Annotated in this window: 22 protein-coding genes; 9 read left to right on the top strand and 13 right to left on the bottom strand. The window is 42.8% G+C overall.

Translation table 11 applies throughout. From position 1 onward, the window contains the following. Positions 1–39 precede the first annotated feature (39 nt). From H0262_RS03715 to H0262_RS03725, 3 genes are all read left to right on the top strand, one after another. On the top strand, positions 40–279 hold the full coding sequence (locus tag H0262_RS03715) for a hypothetical protein (RefSeq protein ID WP_011514301.1): 240 nt from the start codon (positions 40–42) through the stop codon (positions 277–279). A 253-nt stretch (positions 280–532) separates the two neighbouring features. Further along, positions 533–1,456, top strand: coding sequence for a 4-hydroxybenzoate octaprenyltransferase (gene ubiA / locus H0262_RS03720; protein ID WP_181209729.1), 924 nt, complete (start codon positions 533–535; stop codon positions 1,454–1,456). Next, complete coding sequence (locus H0262_RS03725) at positions 1,449–2,123, top strand: DUF4112 domain-containing protein (RefSeq protein WP_181209730.1); 675 nt, start codon at positions 1,449–1,451, stop codon at positions 2,121–2,123. The genes ubiA and H0262_RS03725 overlap by 8 nt, the downstream gene beginning before the upstream one ends. 116 nt (positions 2,124–2,239) lie before the next feature. Here H0262_RS03725 and H0262_RS13115 read toward each other — a convergent pair whose 3' ends face one another. From H0262_RS13115 to ispZ, 6 genes are all read right to left on the bottom strand, one after another. Next, positions 2,240–2,623, bottom strand: coding sequence for a hypothetical protein (locus H0262_RS13115; RefSeq protein ID WP_259275389.1), 384 nt, complete (start codon positions 2,621–2,623; stop codon positions 2,240–2,242). Then, a complete protein-coding gene (locus tag H0262_RS13120; RefSeq protein WP_259275390.1) occupies positions 2,620–2,859 on the bottom strand; it encodes a hypothetical protein in 240 nt (79 codons plus the stop codon). The genes H0262_RS13115 and H0262_RS13120 overlap by 4 nt, the downstream gene beginning before the upstream one ends. A gap of 59 nt (positions 2,860–2,918) precedes the next feature. Continuing rightward, positions 2,919–5,012: an FAD-dependent 5-carboxymethylaminomethyl-2-thiouridine(34) oxidoreductase MnmC gene (gene mnmC / locus H0262_RS03735; RefSeq protein WP_181209731.1), complete on the bottom strand. Its 2,094-nt coding sequence runs from the start codon at positions 5,010–5,012 to the stop codon at positions 2,919–2,921. Between the two features lie 99 nt (positions 5,013–5,111). Next, on the bottom strand, positions 5,112–5,606 hold the full coding sequence (locus tag H0262_RS03740) for a hypothetical protein (protein ID WP_181209732.1): 495 nt from the start codon (positions 5,604–5,606) through the stop codon (positions 5,112–5,114). Further along, entirely contained in the window at positions 5,603–5,932 is a 330-nt protein-coding gene (locus tag H0262_RS03745) for a YciI family protein (protein ID WP_181209733.1), read from the bottom strand. Before H0262_RS03745 ends, H0262_RS03740 begins: the two co-directional genes overlap by 4 nt. Positions 5,933–6,089: 157 nt before the next feature. Next, positions 6,090–6,641 carry a septation protein IspZ gene (gene ispZ / locus H0262_RS03750; protein ID WP_011514294.1) on the bottom strand — a complete coding sequence of 184 codons (552 nt, stop codon included), beginning with the start codon at positions 6,639–6,641 and terminating at the stop codon, positions 6,090–6,092. 154 nt (positions 6,642–6,795) lie between these two features. Here ispZ and H0262_RS03755 point away from each other — a divergent pair, with 154 nt between their 5' ends. Together H0262_RS03755 and H0262_RS03760 are read left to right on the top strand one after the other, a co-directional pair. Beyond that, on the top strand, positions 6,796–7,677 hold the full coding sequence (locus H0262_RS03755; RefSeq protein ID WP_049751816.1) for a PHP domain-containing protein: 882 nt from the start codon (positions 6,796–6,798) through the stop codon (positions 7,675–7,677). Between the two features lie 166 nt (positions 7,678–7,843). Continuing rightward, positions 7,844–9,364 (top strand): diguanylate cyclase, encoded by a 1,521-nt coding sequence (locus H0262_RS03760; protein WP_181209734.1) that lies wholly within the window; start codon positions 7,844–7,846, stop codon positions 9,362–9,364. Between the two features lie 51 nt (positions 9,365–9,415). Here H0262_RS03760 and truD read toward each other — a convergent pair whose 3' ends face one another. Then, on the bottom strand, positions 9,416–10,585 hold the full coding sequence (gene truD / locus H0262_RS03765) for a tRNA pseudouridine(13) synthase TruD (RefSeq protein WP_181209735.1): 1,170 nt from the start codon (positions 10,583–10,585) through the stop codon (positions 9,416–9,418). Between the two features lie 171 nt (positions 10,586–10,756). Between truD and H0262_RS03770 the strand changes: the two genes are divergently transcribed. Both H0262_RS03770 and H0262_RS03775 read left to right on the top strand, forming a co-directional pair. Next, positions 10,757–12,397, top strand: a complete 1,641-nt coding sequence (locus H0262_RS03770; RefSeq protein WP_181209736.1) for an FAD-dependent oxidoreductase — start codon at positions 10,757–10,759, stop codon at positions 12,395–12,397. A 233-nt stretch (positions 12,398–12,630) separates the two neighbouring features. Then, a complete protein-coding gene (locus tag H0262_RS03775) occupies positions 12,631–13,269 on the top strand; it encodes a GNAT family N-acetyltransferase (protein WP_181209737.1) in 639 nt (212 codons plus the stop codon). 20 nt (positions 13,270–13,289) lie between these two features. On the opposite strand, the gene H0262_RS03780 is transcribed toward H0262_RS03775, so the two are convergent. Further along, a complete protein-coding gene (locus H0262_RS03780; protein ID WP_149409416.1) occupies positions 13,290–13,499 on the bottom strand; it encodes a hypothetical protein in 210 nt (69 codons plus the stop codon). A 104-nt stretch (positions 13,500–13,603) separates the two neighbouring features. Here H0262_RS03780 and H0262_RS03785 point away from each other — a divergent pair, with 104 nt between their 5' ends. Then, positions 13,604–13,972 (top strand): hypothetical protein, encoded by a 369-nt coding sequence (locus tag H0262_RS03785; protein WP_310502979.1) that lies wholly within the window; start codon positions 13,604–13,606, stop codon positions 13,970–13,972. Positions 13,973–14,122: 150 nt separating this feature from the next. On the opposite strand, the gene gorA is transcribed toward H0262_RS03785, so the two are convergent. The 3 genes from gorA to H0262_RS03800 form a co-directional block, all read right to left on the bottom strand. Continuing rightward, positions 14,123–15,478 (bottom strand): glutathione-disulfide reductase, encoded by a 1,356-nt coding sequence (gorA, locus tag H0262_RS03790; protein WP_181209738.1) that lies wholly within the window; start codon positions 15,476–15,478, stop codon positions 14,123–14,125. Positions 15,479–15,560: 82 nt separating this feature from the next. Continuing rightward, positions 15,561–16,013: a threonine/serine exporter family protein gene (locus H0262_RS03795; protein ID WP_011514285.1), complete on the bottom strand. Its 453-nt coding sequence runs from the start codon at positions 16,011–16,013 to the stop codon at positions 15,561–15,563. Position 16,014: 1 nt separating this feature from the next. Then, positions 16,015–16,803, bottom strand: coding sequence for a threonine/serine exporter ThrE family protein (locus H0262_RS03800; RefSeq protein WP_181209739.1), 789 nt, complete (start codon positions 16,801–16,803; stop codon positions 16,015–16,017). A 163-nt stretch (positions 16,804–16,966) separates the two neighbouring features. Here H0262_RS03800 and H0262_RS03805 point away from each other — a divergent pair, with 163 nt between their 5' ends. Continuing rightward, positions 16,967–17,248, top strand: a complete 282-nt coding sequence (locus tag H0262_RS03805; RefSeq protein ID WP_181209740.1) for a DUF503 domain-containing protein — start codon at positions 16,967–16,969, stop codon at positions 17,246–17,248. A 76-nt stretch (positions 17,249–17,324) separates the two neighbouring features. On the opposite strand, the gene H0262_RS03810 is transcribed toward H0262_RS03805, so the two are convergent. Beyond that, positions 17,325–19,061 (bottom strand): P-loop NTPase fold protein, encoded by a 1,737-nt coding sequence (locus H0262_RS03810; RefSeq protein WP_181209741.1) that lies wholly within the window; start codon positions 19,059–19,061, stop codon positions 17,325–17,327. Between the two features lie 121 nt (positions 19,062–19,182). Continuing rightward, on the bottom strand, positions 19,183–22,089 hold the full coding sequence (uvrA, locus tag H0262_RS03815; protein ID WP_181209742.1) for an excinuclease ABC subunit UvrA: 2,907 nt from the start codon (positions 22,087–22,089) through the stop codon (positions 19,183–19,185). Between the last annotated feature and the right edge of the window lie 457 nt (positions 22,090–22,546).

Here is a 22,546-nt window from a genome sequence, read left to right on the forward strand (position 1 = left end):
AATATCAAATAAGACAGCTTATAAATTTAGGAGCAGGGAATGTCTGTATTAATCATTTGGGTGATGGGTGCGGCGTTATTGTTAATCAATATTATGCTGCGTACCAGAATCTTGCGCCTTGAAGCACGTCTAAAAGAGTTAAGTAATCCTAAAGAGCAATTGGCATTTTTACGCCAGCAAGCTGCACAAAAAGAGAAAGTTGCTGCGATTAAAGCCTTACGCAAGCAATATCCCGAGCTATCACTCATTGAAGCCAATAAGATGTGGCAACAAGTTTAGTGACATTATTAGCATCAAAAAAAGTATAGTCGATTCCATTTAAAAAGAATGCAGTACTGCTGGGATAAATTTTACGAAGCCTCTGGAGTGCGAAGCGCACAGCAAGCGAGAGAAATTTATCCCAGCATAATGCTATTCTAAACGTAACTCTTTTATATTGAACTCACTATAGCGTACGCCAAGTTCTATAACTTAAATTACTATGCACCCAAATCATTATTTACTATTTTCTATCCATGATAATTAAAACGCCATGACATTTAACGACAAGCTACAAGCTTATATTCAGCTGACACGTTTTGATAAGCCAGTAGGTATTGAACTGCTACTATGGCCAACATTATGGGGTGTATTATTCGCTGCGATGGGGCAGGCGCAGCAACAAGGCGCAGGCATTACGGCAGGACTACCCAGTTTCAGTATCTTTGTGATTTTTGCCCTTGGAGCGATATTGATGCGGGCAGCAGGCTGTGCGATTAATGATTTTGCCGACCGTAAAGTCGATGGTCACGTAAGCCGTACTAAAGGTCGTCCGTTAGCTGATGGCCGTCTGTCTGCTAAAGAGGCAATTGCAGTTTTTTTAGTATTAGTATTATTGAGTGCCAGTCTATTACTGTTTTTACCCATTCAAGTATTCTATTGGTCGTTTGGTGCCGTCATATTGGCGTTTATTTATCCATTTATGAAACGTTATACGCATTTGCCGCAAGTATTTTTGGCAGCGGCTTTTGGTTGGGCGATACCAATGGCATATGTGGCGATACAAGGCGCGCCTGATATCTGGTGTTGGTTGTTATTCCTTGCTTATATGTGTTGGACAGTTGCTTATGATACTCAATATGCAATGGCTGACCGAGAGGATGATATAAAGATAGGGGTTAAATCAACCGCGATATTATTTGGTCGTTATGATGTGATTATCATCTCATTACTACAGATGTTGTTTTTAGTTATCATGGGCGCAGTCATGTGGCATTATTTTGCCCCGACCAGTTTAGGTATTACACCAGTCTTTGGCTTGGCGTTAGTCGCGATGATGTTTGCTAAGCAAAATAGTGCGTGTGCCAGTCGTAATGCTTTGGCTTGTTTTAAAGCATTTTTAGCCAATATATGGGTAGGACGTTACGTTTTTGCTCTTATAGCCATCGCTTGTATCTGGACGACTTTTAATGGATAAGATCAATAAATTTTCGAGACTAAAGACCAAGAAATCATCTACGCATAGTGCTTCTAAGAGTGATTATGAGGCAAGATTGGCTGAGAATGGTTTGACGCGCGAGCAGGTGATTGAGACGGAGCGTAAATTGGCAAAATTTGCCAATACCATGGATTCGCTCGTACGTGTGCCTTTCACCAAGCAAGGTATGGGCGCAGATGCTGCGCTTTCGACCATTCCGCTGGCAGGAGATTTAGCAGGTCTGGCATTAACAAGCTATGCATTTATATTGGGTCGTCAGCTCGGTGTACCCGCGCATAAAATGACGCCCGCTGTTAGATTGGCACTGATTGATATGGTAGTTGGTATCGTACCGGGTATCGGGACGCTGCTTGACATCTTTATTCGTCCTAGTCGTAAGACCTTGGGCATCGTGCATGAGCATCTACAAAACGAGTATGGCATCACCGAAACCATCCATATGGATCGACCGTTTTTGCATCAATCACTTGAAGATAAGCAGCAAAGTCGTTTTGGCGCTTTTTGGCGCAATCCAATAGTTGCTTGGCTGTATCTGCATATTCCTGATATGTTGGGGCTCATTGTCATTGTCATTATCGGTTGGGGTTTGTGGTCATTGATGAGCTGGCTGGTGAGTCTGTTTGGTAAAACTACTGGATTTGGTTAAATAATAGAAAAATAGGTCAGTTAGGCAATAAAAAAGGCAGCAACGATATCAACGTTTGCAGCCTTTTTTATTGCCATTTCCACTAACTTTACGACATATTTTTATACTTATAAAGCTTACTCAGTAATCACTTCTGCATCGGCACTAATGGCATCAAAGCTTGTCATTTTATTATTTTGAATAAAATCTACCGTACCACCGCCAGCATGACTAACTAGCTGAACATTGCCATCGCTTGAGCGATAGGTAGGATTATTACCTTGACCTTCAGGCGCGCTTAAGGTCATTTTAGGTTTGTTCGGTAAGGTGATGATGGCATTAAGCATGCCCGCTGCTGAAGTCTCAAAAACGACTGATAATGATTCGCCCGAGGCACTTCGATATTTAACGTCAGTGATTTGCGAGCCTTTAATGGCTTGCTCTGGATTGGGCGCTGGAGCAGGGTCAATGACAGAGGTATCCGTTGTGCCAATATTATCCTCTAGCTCTGTTAAGTTCACATCTGGTTCTGGATTCGCAGCAGACGCGTTGGCATTAATATCATCGGCAACATTGGTGCATTAATGTTGGAAGTCACAGGTGTCGTTTGAGTTGCTAGTTCTGTGGTTGTTTCATTAGCTGTCTCAGGCTCTGGTGTTTTTTTGCAGGCAATCAACAGTGATAAGCTTAAAAAAATGGCAGATACAGCCTGAAAATATGGTTTTGATTTTATAAAGGTAAAGGGAAGAGTTTTCATAATAAGACAGCTATCCATTAGTGAGGGTCATAATTAGGCATATAGCTAAGGTACTGAACCTAAATTAATGATTGACGTGTTTTATGCTTATGCACTTTATGTAGCCGCGCCCGATTGGGTGATAGGCGCGCTAACATAGCGGCAGATAAAGGTGTAAAACAGCCTAACATCATATCTGCTAAGGCTTCGGCACATATAGGTGCAATCGCATAACCTTTTGCACCCATTGCTGACATGGTCCATAAACGCTGACTTTGTGCAAGTAATCCGACCAAAGGATGATAATCCATCGTTTGAGTACGAATGCCAGCACGCGCATGCCATGTACTGACATCATTTGGCAAGACGCTGCTTAATTCAGGCATATCTTCAATCAACTTGTCATAATTTTGCTGATTTTCTTCATCTCGGACATCGATATTGGTATCGCCATCGATAAAGCTTGCACCAAGTAAAAACTGTGGCTGATTTTCGCTAATATGGTTCAGTTCCGCATCACCGCTCTGTCCAATAAATGGCGCACAGTAGCCACTGTATTTGAGCGGCAATTTAGGCAGTTTAGTCAGTTGCTGCGCAGTTGGTGTAAACCAAGACAGTTGCCCGCGAATCGTCCGGCACTTAACGATACGTTTATCCAATTGATGGCTTTCATAAGCCGCGCAAATCACAACATGGTCAGCTGTGATAGTCAAAGAGGCTTGGCTCGCATTTTTATCCTCTTTAGAACCTGTCAAAATGACATTGCTCTCGGTTTCCTTAATATTAATAATATTGAGCTGCTGATAGGTGATATTGGGGTGCGCAAGAATAACAGTTTTTAAGGCTTGTGGATTGACCAAACCGGACTGTGGCAGATACAAGTTATGAGCTAAGTCTTTATCTTTTAAACCAATGATATCTTGTGCTTTTTCGGGGCTAACAGTGGTTGCCATAGCATCTGGATAATCTGAAATCTGCTCCGTACCAATATTAGTTTTCACCAATAAGTCTAATGTGCCGGTCTGCTCAAGTATCAGCGGCGATTTTTGGATAGCAGCTTGCTGATTAAAGTATCGATATAATCGACCACTGTATAAATAGCCAATAGAATGCAGATGCTCATAAACATGATGAATAGGCGTCATATTCGGGGCAAGTAAGGCGCGCGGATTACCAGATGCACCAGCCAGCGGTGCGTCTTTATCGAGCACTGTCACGCTTATACCACGATTGGCAAGTGACCATGCAGTCAGTAGTCCTGCCACACCAGCACCGATAACGACTGCATTATTAGGATAGTTGGACAAAGGCACCTTATTAGATAAGGTTGAAATAGGCTTATCTAAAGATGACATCTCGCTCATAACCGCCGTGAGCATCTCACGCTTAGACCCAAGCCCTTTGCTCTTTTTAATGACAAAACCCTGCGACTGTAATCCACGTTTGATGATACCTGCACAGTTATAGGTAGCAGCAGTCGTGCCAGCACGTGATAGGCGTTGCATGTGGCTAAAGATACGCTCTGTCCATAAGATCTCATTGCAAGAAGGCGCAAACCCATCTAGAAACCAGGCATTGATGTACGGACGCTGAGTAGCTACTGCACTATCTAAACTTGCTAAGCTATCACTAGCATCACCTAGCCAAATATCAAGGGTTAAATTATCATCAATAAAATCTAGCCGATGACAACCAGCGATAAGAGGAGGATAACTAGTTAAAAGTTGCTCAATCAACAGTGCCAGTTCAGGTGTACGTTGTCCCAGTGGGGCAAGTATCTTTGCTAAGTCATTAAAGGGGACGGGATGTTTTTCGGTAGTAATAAAGTGCAAACGGGCGCTTGCTAAGTGCGGATGTTTTAATCGAAGCTGTCGCCACAACTGCCAAGTCGCGAGTAAATTAAGTCCTGTACCAAAACCTAGTTCGTAGATCGTAAAGCATTGCTTAGGAATAAGGTTTGCCAATCGCGTGGGCAGCTGATTATGTGCCAAAAATACATGGTGAGATTCTGCTAAACCATCTGCTTGCGAAAAATAGGCATCGCCAAACTCACCTGATACTGGCACTTCATTACCAGCATCATCAATTTGCCACTCAATGTTGGCTGGAGAGATAACATGTGCTGGTGTCGTGCTTTTGGTTGTATCAATAGCCATAGAAGCTGGTTTGGGCATAATTATTTATCAACACCACAGTGGTCAAGCAAGTAGGAAGTGGCGCATCGAATCGGTAGACATCAATCCGGTAGATAATTTCAATCGATAAAAATGCAACTACCAGCGTTCACGGCGAACAAATACCAGCCATGAGATGAAAATACCGACCAATAGGCTAAGCAAAACAGTAAATGCACCATATAAAAATAATTGACCTTGACTTTCATAAACCAAGACGTTTGCTTGCGTCTGCAAATCATTGACTTGGCGTTGCAGCTGGGCATTACGGCTTAGTAATTCTTGGTTGGCAGCCGATAAAGCTTTGTTTGATGGTTGCAGCTGTGCCGCCAAGGTATTGTTAATATCGGTAGCAGGCTTTGCTGCGGTAGCCATTTCTATGACCGGAGCAGTTGTTTGAGGGTCGCTCGATGGAGGAGCGTTGCTAGCTGCGATTAGTGCTGGCACAATCCCTGCTGCGGGCTCGGTTTGAGTAGTCAGTGTTGGCGCTGCATGTACTGACATTGACAGGGAAGTAATGGATACTATGCCCGCAAAAACAGTACTTGCAAGACCAGTTTTATGACTTTTTAATGAGAGTAACCGCTGAATCACGATGATGCTACCTCATTTTTTGTGCTGACATTCACTGCTGGTAACGCTTGAATAAATGGCTTGATGTCGACATGACTGTAAACACCGTCACGCAAATACGGCTCAGCGCTTGCCCAGTTTTGAGCTGCCTCAAGCGAGTCGAAATCAGCGATAATCAGGCTGCCTGACATCTCGCTTTTCCCGTGCTCGATAGGGGTTGGTCCTGCGATAATCAAGCGCTGCTCACGATTCAATACTTGTAAGCGCTCAACGTGCTCTGGGCGTGTCAGCTGACGTTGCGCGCTACTGCCTGCTACGTCATGACCGATAATGGCGAATAAAGACATGTTGCTTCCCCAATTAATAATAAAAATAGAGCGTTAGAATCAATAACTATCATGCGTCATTTTGCCTTATCAGACTTTATAAAGCATGATAGTTATCATTGGCATCACAGAGATAACAAAATATCTACTATTAAGTTATCAGCTGCTATTTAACTTTTTATTTAGCTGACTTATCCGTCAATGCAGGGTTCAGATGCTTTTTTAATAACAAAAACTGAGCAACTACGAATACCAGCATAAGCGGAATCCAGCCATAAGTTTTAAAGTTAATCCAAGCTTCATCTGACATGGTAAATGCCGTGATATAATGTAGGACCGCCATCATCGCAAAAAACAATGCCCAAGCAATGGTCAGTTTTTTCCAACCACTCATTGTGAGCGAAAAAACATCTTTCATTGCCAATTGCATCAAAGGTTTATTGATTGCGGCACTGACCAACAGCGTTAGCGCAAAAATACCGTTAATAATCGGTGATTTCCAGCGCAAGTAAATATCGTCACGCAACAGCAGGGTACCACCGCAAAAAACGATAGTTAACAATAAGACGACCCATTGCTGTTTGTCGAACTTACCCTTTTGACGCACAAAGTGAATCGCATAGACGATGATAGTAGCAACGAGCAATGCGCCAGCTGCTGCCAAAATACCATTGTAACGAGCAGCAATAAAAAACGCGATCAAAGGAATGAAGTCTAATAAGGCTTTCATAGCAAATAAAATGTCCAACTAAAACGTATGCGCTAGTTTACACGTCTACTGCGTCAAAAAAAAGCAATCAACACTATAATCCTCTGATATGAGCTGCTTTGACAATTTTAACCTTATTTTACTCAAGAATATTCAAAACTCTAAGGCTTGCTTTATGAAAATCGATTTACATTGTCATAGTACCTGCTCTGATGGCACTTATGCGCCGGCAGAAGTGGTACAGCGCGCCCATACGGCTGGCATTAATGTATTGGCCTTAACCGATCATGATACCTTGCTAGGTATCGATGAGGCACGCGCCGCGGCGGAAGCTTGCAATATACAACTAATCAATGGCGTAGAAATCAGCTGTGAGCATACTTTGAGCGGCGGCTACGGTAAAAATAAATCTACCAATAAAATTATTCATGTACTTGGTCTTGATTTTACCGACCGCGAGAAAATGCACGCCACCCTACAACAGTTGCAAGACAGCCGCGCGACTCGTGGTCAACGTATTACAGAAAAACTCAGTAAGCTGCTTGGTATCGATTATGATGAGCTGTGGCAAGCTGTTCTTGCTAAAGCTAGTGGCAACCCGCAAGCAGTTGGGCGCGCCCATATCGGACAAGTGTTATTTGAACGTGGTGAAGTAAAGACGGTACAAAAAGCCTTTGATAAGTATTTGGCAGACAATAAACCTGCTTATGTGGCGATCGAGGCGCTGACAATGCAGCGCGGCATTGAGCTGATACAGGAATGTGGTGGCAAAGCGGTGTTGGCACATCCAACGAGGTATCAGCTGTCAGCGACGCGCGTCCGTAAGCTTATCGAAGAATTTGCGCAGCTTGGTGGTGATGCTTGTGAGTTACCTGCCAATAGCGAGCCTGTCAGTACGCGTAAAATGGTTGACCGTAGTATTGCTGAGCACAAGCTTGCTGCATCGATAGGTAGTGACTTTCATGGGAGCAATATGCCATGGCGACGCTTGGGCGATGTCCCCAACATGCATCCCGAACAGCAAGGTATCTGGCAATCTTTTGCGGCTTTATCTTAAATAGAAAACAGCTGCACTTATTGACCGATGAATCAATTAAACGGATTGATAAATAGATCAAAAATTGCCACACTCAATGATAAGTTCAGATTTAGTATCAATCATGACACCGGATGGATTGCTCTGGTTTTAACTCAATCACTTTCATTGTTTTCGGTAGCCCATTATGGCTTTTTCGATATCTCATCTAGGCTATAGAAAACTCTCGCGAGTCATTTTTGAGTGGCAGGCTGCTGATAGAGCGTTGCTGCTAGCATTGTTTGTGTTGATGGAAATTACCTTACATTGGATCTGGTGCTTGTATGTTTGGTCTCGTAGAGAGACCTATGGCTCCTATGTTGACATGGCGCTGTTGTATCCTTTATGGATTGGCATTACGCTGCTCGGACTCTTCTTTTTATGGATGATCAGTCGCTCATCGCCTATCAAAACCGGTCACGGCTCGCTACATACGTGGCAAGCGGTATTAACCACGCTTTATAGTACTTATATTGCGGTGGTTATTTTGGTAATGGGGCATAGCAGCTTGGTGGCTGGGGTGTCGCTGGTGGGCGGGGCGATGCTGGGTATGATGCTTATACGGCGACGTTATGTATGGAAGGCTTTTTTGGCTCATAGTATGCTGATTTTTTCGGCTACATTAATTCCCTATTTCGGCTTTACGATTCCTAACCTACAACAAATGACAGCGACCTCTTTTCCCTTGGATAGCTATAACTATTTGACCTATAGCGAGACCACGGCTATCGAAAATGCCATCTCTGCGTCCATATTTCAAAATGGGACACTTAGCTGGGATACGTTTAATCAACTGCGTTTTTCTTCCGCGTTTTTTTGGCGCAGCACGCATATTTATATGTCGCTGCCAAAAGCGATTTTTATCATCTATATGTTTCGTACGCTGTTGTTGATATTGGATAACAGTAAAGCTGAGATTATGCAATATGCCAATCATGACGAATTGACTCAGCTGAAAAGTCGCCGTTATGGCTTAACGCAAATGCAGCAGGCGCTTTTGGCAATGGGAGATCAGCAGGATTTCAGTATTATATTATTAGACTTAGATTGGTTCAAAAACATTAATGACAATTATGGTCATGATGTTGGCGATCAAGTATTGTCTGAGGTTGCACAAACCTTATTGAATTCATTGACAGAAGAGGCGATTGTGAGTCGGTATGGTGGAGAAGAGTTTTTAATCGTGCTCCCAGATACCTCGCATGATAGCGTCATGACGATTGCTAAACAGCTGCGACGAGATATTGCTGAGCAAGTCATCAGTGGCGACAACCATACAGATTTTAATGTTACGGCAAGTTTAGGGGTTTATACCTTGACGCATGCTGAGCGTATTCATATTCAAAGTGAATATAGGGCTGATGAGGCAAAAGAGAATGTACAGTCGCCAAATAATTCAAAAAAAGATCGTTCATCTGTTAAAGGGTTGCAAAAAAGTAGCCCAATACAAAACAGCTCGCAACGAAGAATTGCTCACAGAAGAAAACGAGTCGCCACAGAAATCGCGAAGGCGCAATTACCCATCGACATTTGCCAGCGCTTGATTTGTATCGCTGATAAAGCACTATACGAAGCCAAGGATCGCGGACGTAATCAAGTCGTTAGTGCCAACGAAGTACTAGCAGCAGAAAATAGCACGGTTATCTCATTTTATACCGCTAGCAAATAAATCAGTACTTTAACCTTTTAGGTCCTTAACCGGTTATGACATAGATAATATCTAGGTATTTAATGCTTGTACCAAACTTGCTAATACGCTGGTCGCAAAGCTACCGGTCGTCAAAGTAAAGTTTAAGATCATTATCTGACCACCTTCTGTATCCTGCCATTCCCAACTTAATGCTTCAATAGGTAATCGCAGTGCTCGCCTTTGCGCCTTGATATCACGCTGCTCTAGACCTGTGGCTAGCTGTGTTAACAATGGACTATGCGCTACGATATCAGTTTCCATGGCTGCAGCTTTGCCGCTGACCTTCTCATTACCTGTGCCCCACAGCACGGCGGTCGGATGGATATCGCCTGATTCAAGACGGGCTCGTAAGGTATCGTCTATCTCGTCGCTTGCGAATATCGAGCCTGAGCCATCTAGATTAAATACTTCGCCTGCAAGTCCGTGGTTCCAACTGCCATCACGGACACGTGCTGCCAATATCTCATTAAATATCAAACTGCGTGCCGCCGACAGCTCCATGGTATTTTGCTCACGAGGCACGCGTTTACGTTTGCCTTTATTAGACGGCGGACAGGCCTCAGGTACAGGACGCGCAAACAATGACAATGCCTCTCTAATATTGTTGCCACTGCGACCAAAGCGCTGCGGCCCAAAATAATTGGGCACGCCACTTTGACTAATAATCATTAAGTGCTGCTCGACGGCTTGCTTGGCAGACAATAGCTGTTCAGATGATGGTGTATCAAAGCCTACAAATTCAATATCACGCAAGGTAATAATAAATTGATTGGCGCGGTGCGTGCCGCGATTGAGCTTTTTATTGTGCCACTGCTGCTCAAGGATAGTGATTGACTCATTAGCACCGATATCTACGGGCGCAAACTCAGAGTCTGGTAATTGCTTCTTTGGTATGCGCAAGCTAAACCACTGCGTTGTTAGCGCATGACGGTCTTTAAGCCCTGAGAAACCGACATCCCGTAAGGGAATATCCGCCCATTCGGACAACAGTTTTGCAAGATAAGCAGTATTTATCCCAGACTTTTGGATATGTAACCACAAATGCTCACCTTCACCGGTGAACTCTAATGGTAGTAATTCATTGACAATAAAATCTGTGTTATGAGCTTTATAAGTGACTTGTTTTAACGGCTGCTGCCTAGGCTGCGGTAAATTGGCAGTATCAGTAGCAGCGGTAATATCATGGTCTTGAACAGTCATAAGATAGTCTTTTACGTTTTATAGAACATTAATAGGAATTAAAAAAGCAGTCATTACGTTTTGCAACGTGGTCAATATACAAAAGAACAGCATAAGTGAAGGAGGCTTGCTACTATCGATAAGTCTCGACACGCTTTAAACAGGAACCATTATAACCGTTAAGGATGACTTATGAGTAAGGCAGCTACTATAAATACAGTCACTATAAACAAAGCTGATATTGTCAGCGGCGGCATGAAATCGTACAAGCAAGATGACGATAGTATCATTTTAATTACCCGTGACGACAGCACGTTTCGTGCTTTTGATGGCAAATGTCCGCATGCTGGAGCAGATTTGGGTACAGGTTTGCGTTGTGGTAATCGCGTTATTTGTCCTTGGCATCATGCAACTTTTGACAGCAGCGAAGGCGCATTACTGGAGCCAATCGCGACAACAGGCTTAACTCAATATCAAATCATGGATAATGGCGACAGCCTAACGGTTGATACCTCAGCCAAGATAGATAAGCAGGTTGAAAATGATAAGCTGACTGATACTCATACTATTATCGTTGGCGGTGGCGGTGCAGGGTTTATGACTGCCCATCAGCTACGCAATACTGGCTACGGCGGCAAGATTACCTTGGTGAGTGCCGAGGACAAAGCCCCTTATAATCGTCCTTTATTATCCAAGGCTTTTTTGGCCGGTAATATGCCAGCAGAAAAGCTATTGCTGGGCGGTACAGATTGGGCGAGTAAACATGATATTGAGCTGCGCTTAAACCAAACGCTCAGTGAAGTGTTGCTCACTGAGCGTAGTATCGTGATAACAGATGAAAAGGGTGATAACAACAAGCTAACAGCGGAATTTTTAGTTGTGGCAACCGGTGCTGAGCCCAAGATTCCACCTATTAAAGGGGCAACGCTTGATGGTGTCTATACCTTGCGTAGTATGGATGATGCCAAATTAATCAAAGCCGCCAGTCATGATCAGCGCGTGGTGATCGTCGGGACAGGTTTTATCGGTATGGAGGTGGCGGCAGCATTGACGCAATCGGCCACGACCGCCTCTATCACCGTTATTGGTCAAACGCATCGGGTGATGGGCAATATCGTCTCAGAAACGGTCAGTAATGCGTTGATTAAATTGCATAAAGAAAATGGTGTTGAGTTCGTGTTTGATGCCAGCGTCGCTGAAATCATTGCAGCTGAAAATACTACTGATAATGGCGAAGAGAATTTCTCACAAGTGTCTGGCGTCAAATTAGCCAATGGTGAGCAAATCGATGCTGATATCGTCATTTTAGGAACAGGTGTCGCACCGCGTATTGAGTTATTACAGGATACAAATCATCCAGATGGCGTAAAAGTCGATGAGCATTTACAACTGCGTGATGGCGTCTATGCGTTGGGGGATATTGCCAAAGCGCCCAATCAACTGGGGCGTATGCGTATTGAGCACTGGCGGGTTGCATTACAACATGGCATGGTGACGGCAGCTGCTATCTTAAATGATGACAAGGTCAAATCGCTTCAGGAGCGTATTCCTTTCTTTTGGACGATGCAATATGGCAAAAGTTTGCGTTATAGTGGACATGCTGCGACGCCAGATCATGGCATTATAATGGGTTCGCCAGATAGTTTTAACTACATAGAATACTACTTCGATGACGAGGATGAAAACACGCGTGCCAGTGCAGCAAGCTCGCTTGGACGTGATAAAGAGCTGGTAGCATTCTCTGAGTTATTACGCCAAGGTCATGCGCCAACGCGTGCACAGATTAACGCAGGGTTTGATATCATCGAGCAAGCGCAGGCGTTATCGCGCTAGTAATGAAAACGGATAAATATTACTATTAAAGCTGAGCTATTTATTTAGGTCAGCTTTTTAATCTAGGATAGATATCACATAAAAATCTCACCTATTTTATCAATACATGAGGCAGATAGAAATTTTCTTGCGTGCTGTGCCTCCGCCGACAGAGGCTGCAAAAATTTCTATCAGCCTCTTTATGAGCTTTTTATAATGAACTGAACATACGGATAATAAAAGGACAAAATAATATGAATGAAAACCAGACTAATAACGACAATGCCAATAAAGAAACTGTTTTCTTACGTCAAGCAGAAGCTAGTGATATCGACGCACTTGAGCAGCTATTGAATCGCTGTTACCGGCAGACAGAAGGCTGGACCAATGAAGCAGACTTAATCGGTGGTATTCGTATCACTCAAGATGAGCTGGCTAGTACCATCGCCAATCCAAAACATTATCTTTTCGTTTATCCAAAAACCATAACAGGTGAGCGTGATGGAGAAGAAACGGGTGAGCTATTAGGCTGTATCGGAGTAGATATGCAAGTTAATGCTGCTGGTGATAAAAAAGCCTATATCGGCATGTTTGCCGTCCATCCTGAGCTACAAGGTCAGGGCGTTGGTAATGTGATTTTGCAAGCAGCCGAGACATTTGCAGGTCGTCATCTACAACCAGATGAGCAAGCCACTGATAGTCAAGCAACCGATAAAAAACCTGCTCGTTTGACCATGTCTATTTTAAGCCATCGTCCTGAGCTATTGTCTTATTATCAGCGCCGCGGTTATCAGCTAAATGGCAATAAAATGCCGTTTCCAAATGATGGTAATAATGGCGAGCCAAAGCGTCAGGATTTGGAATTACTAGAATTAGAAAAACCAGTCAGTTAAAAAATATGTAGAGGCTAATATTATCGACCCCAAAAGTATTTGAAAGTCATAAACAGTCCTATACTCAGCAGTAAAAATGCCACCACAATTAAGCGCTTAAACCAGTTAAATGCTGGTAAGCGTGTGGCATTGTCATTAGAGGTGATATAGGCAAATAAAAATATCAGACTGACAACCAAGGTTAAAATGCCAAGCCCAATCGGTAATATAAAAAAATACGCCTGCCACATGATTATCTCGCAACCATCATTATTAAGCACATCATAGCAGCATCCCGATTGTACTGTCTGACTTATCCGCACCTTAAATTTTATAAACATATCAGGACGACGACGTGAGAAATTTCAAAAAATCGGTATTCATTATGGTATTCACGCCGTTTTTTACCGCGTGTTCTAATGCGCCTCCTGAAAATACGGTTGAAGGGCTGATCGAAGCGCAATATGAGCAAACTACCAAGATAGTAGAGGACGCAAAGGCTAACGCAGGCAATGATAAGATGGCAAAAGCCATGAGCGGCATGATGGAGACCATGATGCCAAAGCTTGAGCGCATTGAGAATATCGACTGCGATGCCATTGAGGGTGAAAATGCCTATCTCTGTAGCGCTGATGTCACCCAAACGATTGCAGGTAATAGCCAAGCCAACAAGACGGGATTTAAAGTTTATCTAATTAATGATGAGTGGGTATTAGGTAATTAGAGGTTTTGATACTTTTTAATAAATAAGGGCTAATAAATGAGGGCTAATAAATAAGCACTTCTATTGGTTGCTGATAATAAAAAAGGATACCCAAACGGCATCCTTTTTACGTAATAGATAAGGCTATTACTAATATTACCCGGTCCATTGCTAGCGCATCGTCACAAACTCTTCTGAGCCAGTGGGATGAATGGCGACGGTATTATCAAAGTCAGCTTTGGTTGCGCCCATTTTGATCGCTACCGCAAAGCCTTGAATCATCTCATCCACGCCAAAGCCGATACCGTGCAAGCCAATGACTTTTTCTTCCTCGCCTAAACATATCAGCTTCATCGTAGACTTTTGGCGATGCTGAGTCACCGCACTATACATATCTGTAAAGGTGGAGGTATAGCATTTAATATTGTCTTTACCAAATTGATTTACGGCATCGATTTCAGACAAACCAATGGTGCCGATAGGAGGGTGGGTAAAGATAACCGTCGGTATCAGCTCATAGTTTAGATGCTCATCAGGCTTGTTATTAAACAAGCGCTCCGACAAGCGGCGACCTGCTGCGATAGCCACCGGTGTCAAATCAACACTGTTTTCGATAATATCGCCTACCGCATAAATCCCTTTAACATTGGTGTTTTGGAATTTATCGACTATGATCTTGCCAAACTCGGTCGTTTCCACGCCCGTCACTTGCAAATTGATATTGTCCGTCGAAGGCGCACGACCAATCGCCCAAATCAAGCAGTCTACGGTATCAAGAGCACCATCTGTGGTACACAAAGTCAGGCTACCATCGTCATTTTTAACAACTTCAGTGAGCGTGGTATTGGTATGCAATTGAATGCCATCTTGCTCCATCTCTATCAGCAAAGTCTCCACAATGGTGTGATCAAACGAGCGCAGTGGCGAGTGCTGACGGACATACAAGTGTACCTCAGCGCCGAGACTATTCATCACACCAGCGATCTCAACGGCGATATATCCCGCTCCAATGATAGCGACTCGTTTTGGCAAATGATTTAAGGCAAAAAAACCATCAGAATCGATGCCATGTTCTGCGCCTTTGATATTTGGCTTAATAGGATGACCGCCTGTAGCAATCAAAATATGGTCAGCGGTAATAAGCTCGCCATTTACTTCTACGGTATGATTATCAACAAATTTGGCAAAGCCTTTTATCACTTCAACACCGTTTTTTGCCAAGTTATTGTCATAAGCGCGGTGAATGTTTTGAATATATTGTTGACGGCTCTGTACCAGTTTTTGAAAGTCAAAGCCTTTTAGTTCAACGTCAAAGCCATAATCTGGCGCATACTTATGAATGGCTCCAGCAACTTGTGCGCCATACCACATCACTTTTTTGGGTACGCAGCCCAAGTTCACGCAGGTGCCGCCCAATTGGTTGGCTTCGATAATGGCACATTTTTTGCCATAGCTCGCTGCGCGATTAATCGAGGCAATGCCGCCGCTACCGCCGCCAATGGCGATATAATCATAGTGTTTAGTCATATTGAGTCTCTTTATTAAGGGGTTATTAATGTAATTTTGAACGTTAATTGAAAACAGTGCCTAGCTAAGAACAGTCCCCCATCTATACGATGGGACGACGTCTATAAAATAATAGTCCAGGAATGGACAAGCCCAGCACCAATCCTGAAGTCACAAATAACGCCTCAAATAAATACACCATCATTTGGCTAAATAACTCGTCTGAAAAGCCAAAATAACCAATCTGTACCATACTGACCATCGCCTTATATGCAGCGATACCGGGCATCATACAAATGACACTTGGCGAGATGAGTGCTTTGGGCGGTAGGGTATATTTCTTAGAAAAGTACACCCCCAAAAAGCTGGCAAGCATTGCCCCAAAAAAGCTGGCCACAACGAGATGGACGTGTTGATAGACAAGCGCTGTTTTTAATCCAAAGCCAAACGCGGTCATCAGCAAACAAGGCAAAATATAGCGTTTGGGTACACTAAACATCAGCGTCCAACCAAGGGTGATGATACACGACAGCACCACGGTTTCAATGAACCACATCTTAAAACCCCCAGTGCTGTATTCTAAGTAAGCCCAGCGCCATCACGATACCAACGCACGCGGACAAAGTCAGCATATAGGTAAAAACGGCACGCCCAATCCCAATATTGACATAGCCTTTTAAGATATCTGAAAAAGAATTAATCAGTGGGAAGCTGGGTACTAGTAGCAAAACGCTTGAGGCTACGGCGATATCACCGTTATTACCGATATCAAAATAATAGGTCGTCGAGCCAATGAGCGAGGCGATAAAGGCGGTCACAATGACGGTGATAAAGGGGTTAAAATGATGCTTGGACAGACAAATACGGGTAATCATCGCCACCATGCCTGCAATAAAAGTCACAGCGGTAATCGACCAGCTGCCACCATTCAAATAGGCAAACGCAGCACAAGACGCGCCAACAAACACGGCCACTAGCCACGTCGGGTAAACGGTCTTATCTAATTCATCAAAGGCAAGGGTAGTGCGTTCAGTCAACTCATTATCATCGACAGTGGCTTCGGTTTTATTGACGATTTGCTGAATTTGTACCAATAAATTGACATTAATACTCTGATTGATCGTGTCTCTGGTGGTGGTGATACAGCGCTCATCGCAGATAGTGGTCAAGGTAATGGCATTAAAATTCAGCGAACATTCTACGCTGTTCATCCCCAAGGCAAGCCCCAAGCGTTTGCATAGGTCCACTACCACGGCAGACTCAGCGCCATATTGCATAAGCAGTAATCCACAGCGCACGCATAAGCGAGTAATGTGCTGTTGCTGTACGTAGCTGATAGAGGTCATTGATTAGACACGCATGTTGGCTATTGTGATATTTGTGAATAGTATAACTATAAACATTGTGAGCGATTATAGGATATCAATACGGCAAGGTAACGATAGCATAACTTGCCGTGCTTATTTTCTACTATTATAAAGCGTAAACCACTGTAGTAAGGAGAATAAAATGCATATCGTCATTCTAACTTTAAGCTTTGCTCTACCCGGTTGTGGCTCGTTAAAAGAGAAGCGCCAACGTATGGGCGGCTTGCACGCCCGCTTTGGCAATACGCCAAGCGTCGCGGTATGTGAGAGTGGTGAGCGTGATCGGCATGACGCCAGCGAGTGGACGTTTGTGATTGTCGGGCTGTCCAAACGTGAGGTCGAGTCGCAATGTAGTCAGATTGAGGAGAAAATAGAGCGGACAGTAGATGCGCGGGTGATGAATGTTGAGAAGGAGTTTATTTAGGAAGTAGCTTTATATTTGTAGAGAGCTTTTTTCTTATCTAGGCAACTATCTTAGTCGAAAGCTATAATAACTATGACTAGAACAGGTTTTTTGTTAAATTATCAGTACTACTTAACCACATTTTGATAGGCGCTTTTCTCTCTGGACTTATACTTATTTTTTCATTCAAAAGCTCTATTATCCACTGTCTTACTTCTTCTCTTTTTCCTTCAATTTCATTTAGTACTGGATGCAAAAGTATTGAGTGAATAAAATGCTTTCGATATTTTTTATCATCAAGGTCTGCCCAAATTAGTTCTTCTAAAATGTCTTTATCGATCATTGATATTGTATCTTTATCACTAGAGTTCCACCCATTACGATTGTGGTCATGAAAGTTTAAGAATATTGTAGAAATAAGGCTAGATTTGATATTTGATATCTTATAATTTTCAATTTCATTTTGGATGAAATCATAGAAGCGGTCGTGGGGCTGCCTACCGAACCTATACCAGTTATCAATAGAAGGTTTTGATTGTGATGATTTTATTTTATTTTTGATAAACTGCTTAGCGTGAGTCTCTAACTGCTGCGCTAAATCTGCCCTCTTACAGTTTTCAAGTATGTCACAATAAAAGCTAACATTATTCATCTCAGATTTTTGAATTTTAGTACAGGCTGAATAATATAGGCGTTCACAGAAATTAGGCTGAAGCTCAAGACTATGAAATTCATCTATAACCTGTTCATGAGCTAGTTCATCTTGAAGTTGCACCTCTGATAAGACGTCTCTTTTCAACAAGTCTTTTATAGAATCTTCTGATATATCATGATTAGTAAGCATGCTTATAATATGCTTAGCCCAATCATCAAACAAAAATAAAGGATAAAATGCATCTAGGTAATGTCTAAAAGCCTTGAGCTTATCACTTTGATTTAGAAAGTCATCATCCGACATTATGATGAAGTTGCTATTACTATCATGAAATAAGTCTAAAGTAGCTTTAAAAGAATCTTTATTATCATCTAGCGGTATTTCTGGCTGAAATTCATCTATCCATCGAATAACCAGAAGGTTTTTCAGTATATATTCTTTACTAGTTTTGCTTAGTGATGCAATGGAGGTGATTATCTGCTTATAATTATTAAATATCTTCTTATAAAACCTTAAGTTTTTGACCTTTATTGTACGATAGAATAGTTGCATGACCTCTAACGCAATCTCATCTGTAATAAAAGTTTCTAGTATGTCTAAGTTATCATCAAAAACCAGAACTTCATCAAGTACCTTTTCCTTGTATTCTTGAAATTGCTCACTCGCTTTAGCATCATGTAGAATTATAATAACTTGGCAGTTTTTCTCTAGCTTTAGATCGTTGACTAAACCCATAACATCTTTAACTGATAGACTATCTGAAATTCTTTCAACATCATCAATGCAGATAACAGTATTAGATACTAAGCTAGAAAGAGCGCTAGTTATGAGGCTCTTACCTATATTTAGACTTAGTCCTTTTCCTTCTATGCTAGACAGATCCACAGTATCTAAAGCTTTATTAAATAGTAATTTAGCTCCTTGCATTCTGTCTTCTGACTGATCAGCTTTATGAGTTTTAACTGCTATTTCATATTTCAAAGACTCTAAAGAGTCAATGCCGAATAGAGATACATAAGCATATTTTCTTAGTTTAAATTGATCATGATGTTTTTTCTTAAAATTATTCCAAAATTGTGTTTTCCCAACTCCCCATTCGCCAGTTAAAGCAATGGCACAAGGTTTTTCAGTTTCGATAAGCTTTACAAGCTTTTTTTCGAGGTTCGTTACATTTGCCATTACTTATTACCTTACAGATGTTCTTAAAATAATTATCATATTAACACTAAAATAAAAACTCAACCCAACAAAAAAGGCCACCCCCTAAAGAGTAGCCTTTTATCAATCATGACTAACGGTATTAGTTGACTTCTTTCATACCTTGCTCTAGCATCGGCTTTAAGAATATACCAGTGTAGGACTCTTTGACTTCCGCCACTTCCTCTGGCGTACCTTCCGCAATAATCAGTCCACCACCTTTACCGCCTTCAGGGCCAAGATCAATCACCCAATCCGCCGTTTTGATAACGTCAAGATTGTGCTCGATGACCACGATGGTATTGCCTTTATCGCGTAGAGTATGCAAGATATTGAGCAGCTTATCGATATCATGGAAATGCAAACCAGTGGTTGGCTCATCCAAGATATAGAGCGTCTGTCCAGTATCGCGTTTGGCAAGCTCACGCGCTAACTTAACACGCTGTGCTTCACCGCCAGATAGCGTCGGTGCAGACTGACCCAAGCGGATATAACTCAGACCGACATCCATCAAGGCTTGTAGGCGACGATAAATCGCTGGTATCGCTGAGAAGAACTCAGTCGCATCTTCCACGGTCATATCGAGCACATCGGCGATACTTTTGCCTTTATAGAGAATCTCTAACGTCTCGCGGTTATAGCGCTTGCCTTCACAGGTATCACACGGCACATACATATCCGGTAAGAAATGCATCTCAACTTTGATAAGACCATCACCTTGGCACATCTCACAGCGTCCGCCTTTGACGTTAAAGCTAAAGCGACCGGCTTTATAACCACGGGCACGTGCTTCTTGCGTCTGGGCAAACATTTCACGTACAGGCGTAAACACGCCAGTATAGGTAGCTGGGTTTGAGCGCGGTGTACGACCAATCGGGCTTTGATCGATATCGACCATTTTATCCAAATGCTCAAGTCCGCTGATGCTGTCATGCTTATCCGCGATGAGCGTTGAAGCATTATTTAACTGCGTTGCGGCAAGTGGCATAAGAGTGCGGTTAATCAAGGTCGATTTACCAGAGCCTGAAACACCCGTGATACAAGTCATGATACCGATTGGCAAGGTCAAATCAACATCATGTAAGTTGTTGCCGGATGCACCTTTTAGCTCAATAGTCATCGGTACTTGTTTGGGCTTGGCTTTACCTTTGACTTCCATATCGATCGTTTTGGCTTTATGGCGTATGCTTGGAATCTCAATTCTTTTCTTACCAGACATATATTGTCCAGTCAGCGATTCTTTGTTTGCCATGATGTCATCGACCGTACCTTGAGCGATGATATGACCACCATGTATGCCAGCGCCCACTCCGATATCGATGACGTGATCCGCTTGACGAATCGCATCTTCATCATGCTCAACCACCAATACCGTATTACCCAAATCACGCAAGCGCGTTAAGGTCTTGAGCAAGCGGTCATTGTCACGTTGATGCAAACCAATCGATGGCTCATCGAGCACATACATCACGCCCATCAAGCCTGCACCAATTTGGCTAGCAAGACGAATACGTTGTGCTTCACCGCCCGATAGCGTCTCAGCAGAGCGGGCAAGGGATAAATAATCAAGTCCGACACTAACGAGGAAGTTGAGACGCTCATTGATCTCTTTAAAGATTTTCTCCGCAACTTCGCCTTTATGACCGCCAATTTTAATGGTCTTATAATATTCAGCCGCGTCACCGATAGACAGCTTCACGATTTGAGCGATGGTCTGGTCATCAACGCGCACATTACGTGAAATTTCATTGAGACGCGCGCCATCACAGACATTACAAGTGGTATCAGCCAAGTATTTAGCTAGCTCGTCACGGACGAGATTGCTTTGGGTCTTGGCATAACGGCGCTCTAAGTATGGAAGCACACCTTCAAATGGTACGGTCTTGTTGGTTTTACGACCGCGCTCATCAGTAAAATTAAACGTCAGCTTCTCTTTACCAGAGCCTTGCATAATAAGGTCTTGCTGTTCTTTTGGTAAATCTTGCCACGGTGCATCCATGTCAATTTTGAAATGATTGCAAACGGTTGAAAGCAGACCAAAGTAATAGGCATGACGCTTATCCCAACCATTAATTGCGCCTTGATTGAGCGATTTTTCATGATGGGTGATTAGTTTTTCGGCAGAGAAATACTGACGTTTACCGAGACCATCACAGCTTGGGCAAGCACCGTACGGATTGTTAAAACTGAACATACGCGGCTCAAGCTCAGAGACTGCACGATCACAGACAGGGCAGGAGTGCTTGGCTGACATGACTTGGTTTTCATCGCCGCCTTCTTTTGGATTGCCATCCATAAAGTGTAGCGTCACCAAACCTTGGCCTAGACGTAGTGCTGTCTCTAAACTTTCGGCGACGCGGTTACCTAAGTCATCACGAACTTTAAAGCGGTCAACGACGACTTCGATGGTATGCTTTTTCTTCTTATCGAGTGTCGGTAGCTCATCAGTATCGTAGACATCACCGTCGACGCGCACACGTACAAAGCCTTGACCAATCAGCTGCTCAAGCAAGACCGTATGCTCACCTTTACGTTCACGAATGACAGGTGCCAAAATCATGATTTTGGTGTCATCTGGCAATGCCATAACTTGATCGACCATTTCAGTGACCGACTGCGCCACCATTGGTTCGCCATGCTCTGGGCAAAAGGGCGTACCAATACGCGCATAAAGCAGACGCAGATAGTCATAAATTTCGGTAATCGTACCGACGGTTGAGCGCGGATTATGGTTAGTCGATTTTTGCTCGATAGCAATCGCCGGTGACAAGCCTTCGATACTATCAACGTCAGGCTTTTCCATTTGAGATAAGAACTGACGCGCATACGCCGACAAGCTCTCGACGTAACGACGTTGTCCTTCAGCATACAAGGTATCGAATGCCAAGGAAGATTTACCAGAGCCTGATAAACCCGTAATAACCACAAATTTATCTCGTGGAATGTCTAAGTCGATATTTTTTAGATTATGAGTGCGTGCGCCGCGAACCTTAATATACTCGTGTGCCATCGGTGATAGGTTTCCTATTTGCTAAATGATATTTTCAAAAAAATTAAAAGGAGCAATCAATATGAGTCAAATGATTCATCAAAAACGTGGATAATTTTAAAATTGCTATTCAAATTAATACGGCTTTATAAAAATATGCAGTTTTCACAAAGCGATAGTAATGGCTGTCTATATTAGAATATGCTTTTAATACTTGAAATGGATAAAGGTAATCTAAATAAAGATTAACTAATATGAGTGGTTTGTTATAGATTTGGCAGAATAACGTCGTTTTGTAAAAAGATTTATCATAAATTTTTTCAGACCACAACGTTCTCAACGTCTTACTTTATTGTCATGATAGCTGCATTATTCAAGGTGCAATGACTCATCAGATGCACTCGGTAACAAAATTATCGCGTAAAATGAATGGTTTAAGTCGTTGGCCGCTATGATGCTGAAGTGGGAGGGCAAAAGT

Origin of the sequence: Psychrobacter sp. D2, assembly GCF_013608135.1 — a bacterium.
Lineage (GTDB): Bacteria > Pseudomonadota > Gammaproteobacteria > Pseudomonadales > Moraxellaceae > Psychrobacter > Psychrobacter cryohalolentis.

Bases quoted from the DNA above. Each gene is read 5' to 3' on its own strand.
- H0262_RS13120 (WP_259275390.1), bottom strand. From the start codon at position 2,859: ATGAAAACTCTTCCCTTTACCTTTATAAAATCAAAACCATATTTTCAG.
- H0262_RS03715 (WP_011514301.1), top strand. From the start codon at position 40: ATGTCTGTATTAATCATTTGGGTGATGGGTGCGGCGTTATTGTTAATC.
- H0262_RS03780 (WP_149409416.1), bottom strand. From the start codon at position 13,499: ATGTGGCAGGCGTATTTTTTTATATTACCGATTGGGCTTGGCATTTTA.
- gorA (WP_181209738.1), bottom strand. From the start codon at position 15,478: ATGACTAAACACTATGATTATATCGCCATTGGCGGCGGTAGCGGCGGC.
- ispZ (WP_011514294.1), bottom strand. From the start codon at position 6,641: ATGAAAGCCTTATTAGACTTCATTCCTTTGATCGCGTTTTTTATTGCT.
- uvrA (WP_181209742.1), bottom strand. From the start codon at position 22,089: ATGGCACACGAGTATATTAAGGTTCGCGGCGCACGCACTCATAATCTA.
- truD (WP_181209735.1), bottom strand. From the start codon at position 10,585: ATGACTGTTCAAGACCATGATATTACCGCTGCTACTGATACTGCCAAT.
- H0262_RS03775 (WP_181209737.1), top strand. From the start codon at position 12,631: ATGAATGAAAACCAGACTAATAACGACAATGCCAATAAAGAAACTGTT.
- H0262_RS03810 (WP_181209741.1), bottom strand. From the start codon at position 19,061: ATGGCAAATGTAACGAACCTCGAAAAAAAGCTTGTAAAGCTTATCGAA.
- H0262_RS03800 (WP_181209739.1), bottom strand. From the start codon at position 16,803: ATGACCTCTATCAGCTACGTACAGCAACAGCACATTACTCGCTTATGC.
- H0262_RS03725 (WP_181209730.1), top strand. From the start codon at position 1,449: ATGGATAAGATCAATAAATTTTCGAGACTAAAGACCAAGAAATCATCT.
- ubiA (WP_181209729.1), top strand. From the start codon at position 533: ATGACATTTAACGACAAGCTACAAGCTTATATTCAGCTGACACGTTTT.
- H0262_RS03760 (WP_181209734.1), top strand. From the start codon at position 7,844: ATGGCTTTTTCGATATCTCATCTAGGCTATAGAAAACTCTCGCGAGTC.
- H0262_RS03795 (WP_011514285.1), bottom strand. From the start codon at position 16,013: ATGTGGTTCATTGAAACCGTGGTGCTGTCGTGTATCATCACCCTTGGT.
- mnmC (WP_181209731.1), bottom strand. From the start codon at position 5,012: ATGCCCAAACCAGCTTCTATGGCTATTGATACAACCAAAAGCACGACA.
- H0262_RS03745 (WP_181209733.1), bottom strand. From the start codon at position 5,932: ATGTCTTTATTCGCCATTATCGGTCATGACGTAGCAGGCAGTAGCGCG.
- H0262_RS03755 (WP_049751816.1), top strand. From the start codon at position 6,796: ATGAAAATCGATTTACATTGTCATAGTACCTGCTCTGATGGCACTTAT.
- H0262_RS03805 (WP_181209740.1), top strand. From the start codon at position 16,967: ATGCATATCGTCATTCTAACTTTAAGCTTTGCTCTACCCGGTTGTGGC.
- H0262_RS03770 (WP_181209736.1), top strand. From the start codon at position 10,757: ATGAGTAAGGCAGCTACTATAAATACAGTCACTATAAACAAAGCTGAT.